At 63.4% G+C, this 13,054-nt stretch carries 11 protein-coding genes; 6 read left to right on the top strand and 5 right to left on the bottom strand.

Annotation, left to right across the window (positions count from 1 at the left end; translation table 11 throughout):
- Window positions 1–26 precede the first annotated feature (26 nt).
- The 3 genes from NGM28_RS04625 to nfsB form a co-directional block, all read right to left on the bottom strand.
- On the bottom strand, window positions 27–2,138 hold the full coding sequence (locus tag NGM28_RS04625; protein WP_252088847.1) for a sensor domain-containing protein: 2,112 nt from the start codon (window positions 2,136–2,138) through the stop codon (window positions 27–29).
- Window positions 2,139–2,268: 130 nt separating this feature from the next.
- Window positions 2,269–2,769 (bottom strand): GNAT family N-acetyltransferase, encoded by a 501-nt coding sequence (locus NGM28_RS04620; protein WP_240063530.1) that lies wholly within the window; start codon window positions 2,767–2,769, stop codon window positions 2,269–2,271.
- Between the two features lie 256 nt (window positions 2,770–3,025).
- Window positions 3,026–3,679, bottom strand: a complete 654-nt coding sequence (gene nfsB / locus NGM28_RS04615; RefSeq protein WP_240063529.1) for an oxygen-insensitive NAD(P)H nitroreductase — start codon at window positions 3,677–3,679, stop codon at window positions 3,026–3,028.
- A gap of 104 nt (window positions 3,680–3,783) precedes the next feature.
- On the opposite strand from nfsB, the gene NGM28_RS04610 reads away from it, so the two are divergent.
- From NGM28_RS04610 to NGM28_RS04600, 3 genes are all read left to right on the top strand, one after another.
- Window positions 3,784–4,704: a LysR family transcriptional regulator gene (locus NGM28_RS04610; RefSeq protein WP_252088846.1), complete on the top strand. Its 921-nt coding sequence runs from the start codon at window positions 3,784–3,786 to the stop codon at window positions 4,702–4,704.
- Window positions 4,705–4,738: 34 nt separating this feature from the next.
- Window positions 4,739–5,353: a LysE family translocator gene (locus NGM28_RS04605; RefSeq protein WP_252088845.1), complete on the top strand. Its 615-nt coding sequence runs from the start codon at window positions 4,739–4,741 to the stop codon at window positions 5,351–5,353.
- Between the two features lie 90 nt (window positions 5,354–5,443).
- Window positions 5,444–8,011 carry an HD domain-containing protein gene (locus NGM28_RS04600; RefSeq protein WP_252088844.1) on the top strand — a complete coding sequence of 856 codons (2,568 nt, stop codon included), beginning with the start codon at window positions 5,444–5,446 and terminating at the stop codon, window positions 8,009–8,011.
- A gap of 65 nt (window positions 8,012–8,076) precedes the next feature.
- On the opposite strand, the gene NGM28_RS04595 is transcribed toward NGM28_RS04600, so the two are convergent.
- Window positions 8,077–8,529 (bottom strand): hypothetical protein, encoded by a 453-nt coding sequence (locus tag NGM28_RS04595; protein ID WP_252088843.1) that lies wholly within the window; start codon window positions 8,527–8,529, stop codon window positions 8,077–8,079.
- A 182-nt stretch (window positions 8,530–8,711) separates the two neighbouring features.
- Between NGM28_RS04595 and NGM28_RS04590 the strand changes: the two genes are divergently transcribed.
- Entirely contained in the window at window positions 8,712–9,542 is an 831-nt protein-coding gene (locus NGM28_RS04590) for an AraC family transcriptional regulator (RefSeq protein WP_252088842.1), read from the top strand.
- Between the two features lie 49 nt (window positions 9,543–9,591).
- Window positions 9,592–10,176, top strand: a complete 585-nt coding sequence (locus tag NGM28_RS04585) for a LysE family translocator (RefSeq protein ID WP_240063523.1) — start codon at window positions 9,592–9,594, stop codon at window positions 10,174–10,176.
- Window positions 10,177–10,289: 113 nt separating this feature from the next.
- Here NGM28_RS04585 and NGM28_RS04580 read toward each other — a convergent pair whose 3' ends face one another.
- Window positions 10,290–11,504 carry a sugar transporter gene (locus NGM28_RS04580; RefSeq protein ID WP_252088841.1) on the bottom strand — a complete coding sequence of 405 codons (1,215 nt, stop codon included), beginning with the start codon at window positions 11,502–11,504 and terminating at the stop codon, window positions 10,290–10,292.
- Between the two features lie 223 nt (window positions 11,505–11,727).
- Between NGM28_RS04580 and NGM28_RS04575 the strand changes: the two genes are divergently transcribed.
- Window positions 11,728–13,035, top strand: a complete 1,308-nt coding sequence (locus NGM28_RS04575; RefSeq protein ID WP_240063521.1) for a hypothetical protein — start codon at window positions 11,728–11,730, stop codon at window positions 13,033–13,035.
- The last annotated feature ends 19 nt before the right edge of the window (window positions 13,036–13,054 follow it).

Raw genomic sequence — 13,054 nt, 5'->3', positions numbered from 1 at the left:
GCGGCGCATCGCGGCTGAAGCCGCTCCTACAAATCCGTCGCCCCGCACTCCACCACCCCCACCTGCCGCAACCGCTCGCTGGCCGGCGCCGGCCGCCCATACAGGTAACCCTGGAAATGCGAGCACCCCTCGGCCATCAACCGCTGCATCTGCTCCGCCGACTCCACGCCCTCGGCGGTGGTCTTGATCATCAGGCTGTTGGACAGTTCGGTGATGGCGCGCACGATCGACATCGCCTCGCGGCTCTCGCACATGTCGTGCACGAACGACTTGTCGATCTTGATCCGGTCGAACGGGAACGAGCGCAGGTAGCCCAGCGACGAATACCCAGTGCCGAAATCGTCGAGGGAGATCGACACCCCCAGGTCCTTCAGCGCACGCAAGGTGCGCACGTTCTCTTCGCTGTTGCCCAGCAACACCGACTCGGTGATCTCCAGCTCCAGCCGTGTCGCCGGCAACCCTGAATCAGCCAGCGCCAGGGCCACGCTGTGCACCAGCCCGGCGTTCTTGAACTGCACCGCCGACAGGTTGACCGACACCGTCTGCTCGGTGCCCCAGCTGGCCGCTTCCTGGCAGGCCAGGTTCAGCGCACGGGCGCCGATCTCGTGGATCAGCCCGGTTTCCTCGGCAATGGGGATGAAGTCCATGGGCATGATCATGCCCCGCGTCGGGTGCTGCCAGCGCAGCAGCGCCTCGTAGCCGGTGACGCTGTTGCTCTGCTGGTCGACCACAGGCTGGTAGTGCAGCTCCAGTTGCCCCAGGTGCAGGGCGGTGCGCAGGTCGGTCTCGACCAGCCGGCGCTGGCGGGCGGCAACGTCGAGTTCGACATGGAAGCACTCGAAGCGGTTGCGCCCGTTGCGCTTGGCTTCGTACAGGGCCATGTCGGCATAGCCGAGCAACTGCTCGGCCTGGTCGTGGTCGTCCGGGGCGGTGGCGACACCGATGCTCACCCCCACGCTGAACTGGTGCCCCTCGATATGAAACGGCGGGCAGATCGCCTCGATCAGGCGCTGGGCGGTGGTGCGCGCGGCCTCGCGGCTGTCGAGGCCGGCCAGCACCACGGCGAACTCGTCGCCGCCCAGCCGGGCCAGGGTGTCGTGCTCACGCAGCTCGCGGCGCAGGCGCTTGCCCAGGGCGCGCAGGAGCTTGTCGCCGAAGGCGTGGCCCTGGGTGTCGTTGATGTTCTTGAAGTTGTCCAGGTCCAGGCACAGGGCGGCGGTCAGCTTGCCGTCGTCCTCGCCGCGCAGCAGCGCCTGCTTGAGCCGCTCATGGAACAGCGTGCGGTTGGGCAGCCCGGTCAGGGCGTCGTGGTGCGCCATGTGGTGGATCTGGGCATGGGCGGCCAGTTCCTCGGTGGCGTCCTCGGCCACGAACAGCACGTAGTCACCCTGCCCCGGGTTCTGGCAGAGCATGGCGCGGCTGCGCAAGGTGCGCGGGCCTCTGGCGGTATCGACCCGGGTCTCGGCGGCAAAGCCCTTGGCACTGCGCGCGCCACGGGCCAGGTGCTGTTCAAGGTAGTCAGCTGCCGTGGGCGCCATGCACTCGCCCGGCTGCTTGCCGACCAGGCTCACACCCTCGCCGCCGAACAGGCGCTCGGCCTGCTGGTTGGCCAGCAGGATCTGTTGGCTGTGCAGGTCCTGGACGATCACACTGGCGGGAATGTGAGTGATCACCGAATCGAGAAACTGCGACAACTTGGCCATTTCCTGGCTGTACTGCTCGGCGAGTTCCTTGGCTTGCAGCAACTCCTGCTCATGCCGGCGGCGCTCGCTGATGTCGCGGGTGATCTTGGCGAATCCGATCAGTTGCCCGTGGTCGTCACGCACGGCCTCGATCAGCACATGGGCGTGAAACGCCGAGCCGTCCTTGCGCAGGCGCCAGCCTTGCTCCTCGAAACGGCCGGTGTTGCGGGCCTGCTCCAGGTTCTTCTCCGGCATTCCCGCGGCCCGTTCATCTTCGCGGTAGAACAGCGAGTAGTGCTGGCCGACGACTTCCTCGGCGTGATACCCCTTGGCCCGCTGCGCGCCGGGGTTCCAGTTGGCGACGAAACCTTCGGGGGTGAGCAGGTAGATGGCGTAGTCCACCACGCTCTGGATCAACAGCCGGTACATGACGTCGGGACTTGTGGCTAGCGACATGGGGTTTCCCTGAACCTGCGACGGGCACGAGTGGAGCGCTTCCGGGCCTCTGGCGAACGGAACCGCACAGTGCTGGCATTATGCCGCCTGAGGGGATTTTGTGAAGCCTGTCACAAAATGCAGGGAGCCGTCAGTGCCGCCGTGGCGTCACCAGGTAATTGAACAGCTCCGGTTCATCGTCCAGGGCAATTTCCCGCGTGGCGCGGGGCAGGTCGGCCAACAGCGCCCGGCAGAATTGCGTCGCCACGGCATCGGCGCCATGCCAGCGCAGCAGCCAATCGGCATCGCCTTCGCAGAGGAACTGCCGGGCGACTGCGCGGCCAATGCCCAGGCGACGGTATTTCTTGAGGATGAACAGGTCGGCCAGTTCGAAGGCGTCGATCCCTGGCAACTCGCTGCGTTCGACCAGGACGAAGCCGGCGATGAAGCCATCGACCAGCACCAGCGTGGCGCTCCAGCCGGGGGATTGCCAGTAACGCTCGAAGTGCGGCTCGTGGATGTAGAAACGCCCGTCGACTTCCACGTCCTCGTGCTCCCAGTCGGAAGACTCGTAGGCATAGAACTGGTAGAGGTTGCGCACCAGGCCGGCCTGTTCGGGGGCGGTCTGGAGCAGTTCGAGGGTGGCATCCATGCGGCTGGCTCGCTGGGGGCTGGAGGGAGGCGCGAGTCTACCTGTGCCCCAGGGGTTTTACAGCCAGCACTTTCCGGTAGGGATTGCGTAATGGAGGGCAGGTGCCGGGCGATAGCCTTGCAGCGCTCTCAAGATCGGGCGCCGCTCACGCGGCGCATCGCGGATGAATCCGCTCCTACCCGAGACAAACCTGTAGGAGCGGATTTATCCGCGATACGCCCTCCGGGCGGCACTCGACCTGACAGTCGCAGCATAATCAGAGGAAGGTAAACACCTTGTCCACCGGCAGCCGCGACTTGCCCAGCCCGGCATTGAAATCTTCCTCACTGCGGTAGCCCAGGCTCAGCACCACCACGCTGGTCAGGCCACGCTCGCGCAGGCCCAGCTCGGCGTCCATCACCTTGGCGTCGAAGCCTTCGATCGGTGTGGCATCCAGACCATAGGCGGCGGCGCCCAGCAGCGCGGTACCCAGGGCCAGGTAGGTCTGCTTCTCCATCCAGTGCTGCAGGTCCTTGTAGTCATGGCGATGCAGGTTCACATAGAACCGGCGGCTCTGGTCCTGCCCGGCCTTGGCCTCATCGCTACGGAAGCGCCCGTCCTTGGCTTCCTGCTCGAGCAGGCCGTTCAGGTGCGCCTCGGTCATGTCGGTGCGGGCGGCGAACACGATCACGTGGGAGGCGTTGAGGATCTTCGGCGTGTTGTAGGCAAAGCCCACCTCGGTGCTCTTGGCCAGGCGCGCCTTGCCTTCGTCGCTGTCGGCGACCACGAAGTGCCAGGGCTGCGAGTTGACCGAGGACGGGCTGTGGCGCAGTTGCTCGAGCAGCGCGTCGATGGTGGCCTGGGGGATCTTGCGGCTGGCGTCGTAGGCTTTGGTGGTGTAACGGCGCTTGGCCAGGGCAACGGTGTCCATGGACGGTAACTCCTCGGTGGGATCGTGATTGAGGCGAATCTTATCTTCCCGGCTGCAAAGAAAAACCCGCACAATGCAGCAACACTTTCATCCCTGGAGTGAAAATGCTGCGCATCACCGACCTGGAACTGTTCGCCCGTGCCAGCGCCCTGGGCAGCTTCACCGCCGCCGCCCACGAGGCCGACCTGCTGCCCGGCCAGGTGGCAGCGGCCATCAAGCGCCTGGAGCGCGAACTGGACGTGCGCCTGTTCGCCCGCACCACCCGCAGCCTGCGCCTGACCGCCGAGGGCGAGTTGTACCTGCCCACCGCCCAGCGCGTGCTGGATACGTTGCGCCAGGGCCGCGAGGACCTGCACGGCGACCACAGCAGCCTGCGCGGCGTGCTGCAGATCGCCGCGCCCTCGGACATGGGCCGCAACCTGCTGCGCCCCTGGCTCAGCGCCTTTCGCCGCGAACACCCGGGCCTGAACCTGCGCTTCTTTCTCTCCGACCAGATGGCCGACCTGTACCGCGACCCGGTGGACGTCGCCATCCGTTACGGCCTCAACGAAGACGCCAACTACATCGCCCTGCCCCTGGCACCCTGGAACCGCCGAGTGGTGGTGGCCTCGCCCGACTACCTGGCGCGCCATGGCCGCCCGCGCACGCCTGAAGAGCTGCAGCAGCACGATTGCCTGCTCTACCTGCAACAGAGCCGGGTCTACGACAAATGGCGCCTGGGCCACAAGACCGTGCCTGTGCGCGGGCCGTTGTTCAGCGACGACGCCGACGTAGTCCGGCGCTGGGCGCTGGAGGGCGAAGGCATCGTCTACAAGTCGTGGCTGGATGTGTTCGCCAACGTCGCCGCTGGCGAGCTGGAGGTGCTGCTGCCCGAGCACCCCGGCGAACTCACCCCCGTGACGCTGGTCTGCCCGCACCGCAAGCAGCTGACTCCCGCCGTGGCGCAACTGCACCAATGGCTGCGCGAACGCTTCGCCGCGCTACGCCCGGAGGACGTGTTGCAGCCACCGGTACCCGGCGTATAGTGCATCCACCCCCGACTGCAAGGAGCTGTCACCGATGCCGAGCCTGGAATTCCTCGTCACTGCCCTGATCATCGTGCTGATCCCCGGCAGCGGCGTCATCCTCACCGTCTCCAGCGCCCTGGTGGCCGGGCGCCGGGCCTGCCTGTGGACCGCCCTGGGCTGCACCCTGGGCATCGTCCCGCACCTGCTGGCCTCGGTGCTGGGCCTGTCGGCGCTGCTGCATGCCAGTGCCCTGGCGTTCCAGGGGTTGAAGTTCGCGGGTGTCGCCTACCTGCTGTACCTGGCCTATGCCACCTGGCGCGACCGTGCGGCCTTCGTCGTGGATGCGAAGGCCACGCCCGCCTCGGCTGGCCAGCTGATGCTCAAGGCCTGCCAGTTGAATATCCTCAACCCCAAGCTGACCCTGTTCTTCCTGGCCTTCCTGCCACAGTTCATCGACCCCCGCGCCGGCTCCGCCACCCTGCAGATGCTTGGGCTGAGCGCCGTGTTCATGGCCATGACCTTCGTGGTGTTCGTGCTCTACGGCCTGCTCGCCCACCTGTTCCGCCGCGCGGTGATCGAGTCGCCCGCCGTTCAGGCGTGGTTGCGCCGGGGCTTTGCCGCGTCGTTCGCCGGGTTGGGGATCAACCTGGCGTTCGCCCAGCGCTAGAGCACCAGAAGCGCTTCCTCGCGTACTGACAATGTGCCATCCACCTTCCTATACTCGGGCCTCGACCAACAGGTAGGAAGAAGCCACCTCATGCAAGCGCAGCACACGGAGATCTATCAGCAGTCCCCTCTATGGAAAGAAGCGTTCAGGCAGAGAGAAGATGGCCTGGATGAGCATCGAGGTACGCTGGCCAAGGCCTATGCGGATTTCCGCTCCCGCGTTGCCACCCTTTGCAGCCATATAGGCCAGGACATGAAGGGCCTGACCGTGCATGACATCACGCATATCGATGCGTTGTGGTGGGTTGCAGCGGAAATCACCGGCCCTGATTATCCGCTCAACCCGGCAGAGGCCTTCGTGCTCGGGGGCGCTTTTCTCCTGCATGACGCCGCCCATTGCGTTGCAGCATTCCCCGGCGGTATCGAAGAAGTGATGGGGCTGCCTGAGTGGAATACCTTCTGCAACTTGCACAAGGTGGACCCTGAATCACTGTCGCGCGAGAGCGAACCTTTCAAGCAAGTACTGTTCGACGTGCTGCGGGCACAGCATCCCAAGCAGGCACGCAAACTGGCCTTTGCCAGTTGGTGCGTGCCGGGGGAAAGCACGCCCATGTTCCTGCTTCAGCACGATGAGCTGCGCAGCGCTTACGGCGATACCATCGGTCAGCTCGCGGAAAGCCATTGGCACCACCCTCACCAGTTGGAACTGCTGGGGCGCCAGACCGTTCAGCCGATTGCCCTGCTGCACCCTGCCCCATGGCAGGTGGATGTACTGAAGCTCGCGTTGATTCTCAGGACCGCTGATGCCGCCCACATCGATGCACAGCGTGCGCCTCGATTCCTGCAGGCCCTTCGAAAACCCATGGGGGCATCGTTGCAGCACTGGAAGTTCCAGAGTCGGCTCAACCGGCCGACACGGGACCCAGACCCACAACGCAAGGAACTGCGACTGTCGGCATCCCCCTTCCCTGCCACGGAGAAAGAAGCCTGGTGGCTGGCCTATGACGCCGCGAAGATGATCGACAGTGAACTTCGGGCGAGCGAACGGCTGTTGTTGGACCACAAGCGAGATTTGTTCGCGGTCAGGTCGGTGGCCAATGTGCATGATACCGAGAGCTTTTCGCACAACGTGCCCACCGTTGGCTGGCACCCCGTCGACACTAGCGTGAAGATCAGCAATATCAACCAGATTGTCGAGAGGTTCGGTGGTCACCAACTCTATGGTGATGACCCTTCCGCGGCGTTGAGGGAACTGATCCAGAACGCCAGGGATGCAATCAACGCCTGCAGAAGCCTGGGCGGACTCGAGGCGGATGAAGGCGAGATCGAGGTATGGCTCGAACCAACCGAGGAAGGCGACTGGCTCCATGTCACTGACAATGGCATTGGTATGAGCCGTTATGTGCTGACAGAAATCTTGCTTGATTTTGGCAAGTCATTATGGAAAAGCGAAGAACTTCGGGGGGAATGGGAACAGCTTATATCTACTGACTTTGAAGCAGTTGGAAAGTTCGGAATAGGCTTCTTTGCAGTATTCATGCTTGGTTCTCGAGTCACATTGACCACTCGACGCTACGAACCAAAAGAAAATGAAAACTCACAATGGATGTTAGAGTTTTCCGACACATTAAACCTGCGCCCAACATTAAGACCCCCAACCGACCAAGAGAAGCTAAAGCGACACGGATCTCGAGTCTCCGTACTGCTAGGAAAAAATCGACTAAAAAAACTTCTAACCAGCCAAATAACTTACCCGGAAGCTGTCCTGATGACGCTTCCAGAGGTGTGTGCAAAATTGGCACCCGCCTTGAACGTCAACCTGACCGTCAAGATCGAAAACAAGAAAACATTAGTAATCAAAGCCAATGACTGGCTTACAATCGACGAACCATCACTCTTCAACAGAATCAACCCAGAATTCAATGACGGAACAAAAAAGCCACCTTACTCGACAAGCCTTCATGAAATAAAAAACCATAAGCACGAAATCATTGGACGCATAGGCATTGCAACCGACAAGTACTACAGCATACTTGGAACGAGCTGCGCCGGGGTACATCGGGGAATATTAACCTCTAACATACGCGGACTAACCGGAATCATGCATACGCATCAGCAAGATGACTTGGCTCGAGTTATCGCAACCCCGGAGTGCACTACAGGAGAGTTCCAAACATGGCTCAACCTACATGCCCCTGAAGTACTTGAACAGTATGCGGACGACCTTGAACTAAATTCAACACTAGGCTTTCTTGGCATTGATAAGTCTCAATTGATAATCGCGCGATCAACCGAAGGCATGTTGAGCTACGATGACTTAACACGGCGCCTCCAGAGACTTGATACTGTAGCTGTATACGACGGCATAGTGAACCATGAAAAGGACGACGACGTTCACCCTAGGGACTTTAACCAGCATGCGACATACGCAGAGGAACTGCTCATCATCGAGAGTGCCTTAAGAATTGACTGGGTAGGCAGACTAAAAAATGACACACCCTCCAATTCAAACAATGCACTTAAAAATATCGAAGCAGCTCTAACGGAAGCCTGGGGAAAGTTCTCAAAAACCGACAACAAAGAAATTTTCGCCGTAGCCACCGTCGCTGAAAACGAAATTATGCGACATTGCTATATTTACCAACGACAAAATCCTTGATCTGCATGTATCATCCAATAGAGCTGCAGATCCTCTGCAGCTCCTTCATTCGCTTACACTCAGGATCAACCATTAAACACGGGTAGAATAAACTTCATGTACCCCCAAATCCCGCCCCCGCTGAACACCAACACAAACAGCACCAGATACGTCTCATACCACCGCCACAAATCGGCCAGCGCTATCGGTCTCTTGGGCACCCCTGTCACAGCAAGCTCGATTTCCGATTCATCCTGGCGATAGCTCATCCACGAGAACACTCCACCCACCAACAGCGCCAGGATCAGTACCGAAACCATCACGAACAGGGCAAACAGCACGTAAGTCGACTGTAACGCCAACGCCGGCGTCAGCGTGCCCTTGCCAGCCGACGTGTACACCGCGTACTGCCCGGCAAACAAAGCCAGTATCAGCGCCTGGTACACCGCCACGATCTTGAAGGTCACCTCGTTCAAGGCCTGCTTGCGCGCGAGAATGTACTTGTACTTCTCGATCTTGAAATTTTCTTCCAGACTCACAATCCACTCCATTCGAATCCATCATCCCAAGGCCAGCAGAATCTGGCCCGCCGCCACTATAGTGACTCGGTTTTGCCATCACCATCCCAATCTTGCGTCACCCACCCCTGCACATTTGTTCCAGACGCCACACCATGGTTTGCGTAAAGTGGTCATCCACACCCCAAAACGGCCCTCGCCCCATGAACAACTGGATCGACCTCAGACAGGACGCCGACACCGGCATCGAGTCGGTCCGCGCCCATTTCACCGGCCACGCCTACGACCCACATTGGCACGACAGCTTCCTGGTCGGCGTTACCGAGCAAGGCGTGCAGCAGTTCAACTGCCGCCGGGCGCGCCACCAGAGCACGCCCGGGCAGGTGTTCGTGCTGGAGCCCGGCGACCTGCACGACGGCCATGCGCCAACGGACGATGGCTTCACCTACTCCACCCTCTACCTGGACGCCAACTGGCTGGAAACCGAACTGCGCGCGCTGTTCGAGCATGCTCCTTCCGGCGCCCTGCCCAGCTTCGCCGCCCTGCTGCACCGCGACGCGCGCCTGGCCGGCGCCACCGCCCGCGCGTTCACGGCGGTGCATCATGGGGAGCTGCGCATCGTCCGCCAGACCGCCCTCGACGACCTGCTGGCCTGCCTCACCGGCCACCTGCAATGGCGCCAGCGCCTGGACCCGGACCCACGCCTGCCGTTGACCGCGCAACTGGCCCGCGACTACCTGCACGCCCACCTCGACCAGGACATCGGCCTGGACGACCTGGCGCGTGTCTGCGCCACTGACCGTTTCCGCCTCACCCGCGCCTTCAAGGCCGCCTTCGGCCTGGCGCCGCACGCCTATCTGATCCAGTTGCGCCTGGCCCGGGCGCGGCGCCTGTTGTCCCATGGCGAGACACCCGCGGCGGTGGCCAGCCTGCTGGGCTTTGCCGACCAGAGCCACCTGGGCCGCTGGTTCCGCCGCGCCTACCGGCTCACGCCGGCCGACTACCGCAAGCGCTGCTCAAAACTTCCAGACTGAACACCCGGCAACAGCGAGCATGGCGTCTCGATCACTCGGAGCCTTGACCATGTCGCACACGTTGTTGCCCTTCATCCTCTTCGCCCTCGCCGCCAGCATCAGCCCGGGGCCGACCAACCTGCTGATCCTGGCCCATGGCGCCCAACGTGGCTTGCGCGCCAGCCTGGGGCCGATCCTGGCCGCCTGCTGCGCCGCCTCGGCGGTGATGCTGTTGGTGGGGTTGGGCCTGGGCGAGCTGTTGCTGCGCTACCCGAGGGTGCAGCACGCCATGAGCTGGGTGGGAGCCTTGTGGCTGAGCTGGATGGCCTGGCGCCTGCTGCGCGCTGCCGGTGCGCCCTTGCAGGCTGGCAAGGATGCCGGCCTGTCGCCACTGGGCGCGGCGACGCTGCAACTGGTCAACCCCAAGGTGTGGGTGACGGCGGTGGCGATGGTCGGCCTGTTCGCCACGCCAGCCCTGTCGATGGGCTGGCTGGCGCTGGTGTTCCTGCTGATCGCCCTGCCGAGCATGACCGCCTGGGCACTGCTGGGCGTGGGCAGCGCGCGCTGGCTGCGTTCGCCGCGAAGGCTGCGCGGGTTCAATCAGGGGCTGGCCGGGTTGCTGCTGGTGTCGGCATGGTCGGCGTTGTTGATCTGACAGACCGTGGTGGCCTGGTTCGCCAGCAAGGCTGGCTCCTACGTGACATGCCTGCCACACGATACCGGTAGGAGCCGGCTTGCCGGCGAACCGCCACACCGGCGAATGACGGCTCACCCCTGGTGAACCATCCCGCCCAAGGCCTCGCGAAAGCGCCGGGCACTGGCCAGCGCCAGCACCAGCCCCACAACCGCGACACCGCCGCCGACCAGGCCGATATCGGCCACGCCCAGCTGGCTGCTGACAATGCTGCCCAGCAGCGCGCCACCGCCGATACCGATGTTGTAGATGCCGGAGAACAGCGCCATGGCCACGTCGGTGGCATCCGAAGCGAGCTTGAGCGTCTTCGATTGCAGCGCCAGGCCGAAGCTCAGGATCGCAACGCCCCAGACCATGCTCAGCCCGGCGAACAGGTAGAAGTTGCCCGACAGCGGCAGCAACAGCAGCAGGCAGGCCGCCAGTGCAGCGATGGCCATCACCAGGAAGCCGTGCGGGAAACGTTCGCTGTAACGGCTGAACAGCAGCGAGCCGAATACCCCGGCGCCACCGAACAACAGCAACAGCAAGGTGGTGCGCTCGCCACCGATCTGCGCCACATGCAAGGCGAACGGCTCGATGTAGCTGTAGGCGGTGAACTGCGCGGTGATCACCAACGTCACCAGCAAGTAGGTGATCACCAGGGCCGGGCGCTTGAACAGGACCGGCAGGCTGCGCAGGGAGCCGGAGTTCTGGCTGGGCAGCAGCGGCAGCGACTTCATCAGGCAGAGCATGGTCGCCAGCGCCACCCCGGCGATGCACAGGAAGGTGATGCGCCAGCCCAGTGCCTCGCCCACCACTCGGCCCAGCGGGATGCCCATGACCATCGCCAGGGTGGTGCCGGTGGCCAGCAGCCCCAGCGCCTTGGCCTGTTGCCCGGGCGGCGCCACCCGCACCGCAAGCGACGCGGTGATGGCCCAGAACACGGCGTGGGCCAGGGCAATGCCGATACGGCTGACCAGCAGCATGGCGAAGCTTTGCGATAGCCACGACATCATGTGGCTGAGGATGAACACCACGAACACGAACAGCAGCAGGCGGCGGCGTTCGATGTTGCGGGTCATCAGCATCATCGGCAACGACGCCAGCGCCACGACCCAGGCATAGATGGTCAGCATCAGGCCGACCTGGGCGGTGGTCATGTCGAAGCTGCGGCCGATATCACTGAGCAGCGCCACCGGCACGAACTCGGTGGTGTTGAAGATGAACGCCGCCAGCGCCAGGGCGATGACGCTCAGCCAGCTGCCGTTGCCGGCGGTGGGGGGCAGGTTCGAGGGGACGGGGCCATTCATGTGATGAAGTCTTTACTCCGCGGACAAGGCAAGGGAACGCACGCCGATCACCTGGCACACAGGCGGCTGACGCACGTTTTGTTATTGGAAGGATGTCGGCATGGTACGCATCCCGCCTGGCCCTCACAACCATGGGCGCGGACGGAGTACCATGCGCGCATTCGTGCACCCTTTTGTGGCACGCACCCGGTCAGCCTCGCGGAACAAGGAGTTCGATCCGACCATGGACAAGCAACACCCCCAGCAGCAGTGGCGCAAAGCCGTAGTCACCTATGCCGAAGCGATCAACGCTTATGTGGCGCAGGGCCGTGCGCAAGGCTGGGACACGCTCGACGAGCCCCTGGCACCCGACACCGCGCACCTGCTCGACGCCTGGCGTTGTGCCTTGCAGGCGATCAACCGGCCCGGCACGGACGCACAGCAGCGCGCGCTGTTCCGTGAGGCCTGGCCGCCAGCGCACCTGCCGCTGATGCCTTTGCTGGAAAAGCAGGCCCAAGGCATCGGCCACCTGTTGATGCTCGACGACGGCAGTCTGCTGGTGCGGGTCGGCCGGCCCTGGGACAGGGGCCAGGTGCTGCATATCGATGGCTACACCATCACGCCGGTGATCGGCGTCGAACACTTCGGCCGTTGTCCACAGCGGCGCTACTACGCACTGGCCAACAGCGAGGGCGTGCGTGTCACCGATGGTTGGGGCGGCCCCCTGGTTGCGCGGCTGGCGTGGCCCCATGGGCTGGAGGGGCTACCCAAGGGCTACCCGTTCGACCCACTCGATTTGCCACCGACGCCGACCGCGCTGCTGCCCTTCCCCGACGGCCAGCGTGTATTGCTGGTCAGCAGCGACGGTATCTTTCTCCTGGCGGCCCAGGGGGCGACCCGCCTGTTGCCACGGGAAAGCGAGATCCTCGAGGCGCTGCGCAACGGCACCGACCCGGACGACGTTCCCCTGATGCTGGAAATGGAGCACGCCGCGCTGTCGCCGGATGGCCGCTTGATCGCGCTCGGCGAGCAGTGTGGCCGCCACCTGGTGCTCGACGGGCAACTGCGCCAACTTGCCGAAGTCAGCCCAGGCGACGAGTCTCCCCATTTCGCCTTGTTCAACCATCGGGGCGACCAGTTGATGCTCAATGCCCGCCGCTGCTGTCATGGCACGACCGTCGGCGTGCGCGTGGCGGACCTGCCGGGCCTGGGCACCGACGTCCACAACGAAGCGCCACTGCTGCAACAAGGCGCACCGCTGCATGCCGGCGTGGCCCGTGAGGGTGAGTACATCGTCGGTGACGCCCAGGGCTATATACGCGCCTTCGGCGAGGACGGCCAAGAACACTGGCAGCACTACCTCGGCTCGACCATCAGCGCCATGGACATCAGCCAGGACGGCCGCACCCTGGTGGCGGCCAGCCAGGCCGGCATCATTTCGCTCATCGCCCTGGGCCAGGGCCGCCCCGCCTGGCAGATCGGCACCGGCGAGCATGGGGAGATCCGCCGCTGGCTGTGCTGGAAAGGCTTCGACAGGCCGCTGGCGTGGTAGCGGCCGTTGCCTGACATGA

Origin of the sequence: Pseudomonas sp. MWU13-3659 (assembly GCF_023757525.1) — a bacterium.
Taxonomy (GTDB): domain Bacteria; phylum Pseudomonadota; class Gammaproteobacteria; order Pseudomonadales; family Pseudomonadaceae; genus Aquipseudomonas; species Aquipseudomonas entomophila_E.
The sequence above is the reverse complement of the archived record's forward strand: the minus strand, read 5'-3'. Positions and strand labels throughout refer to the sequence as shown.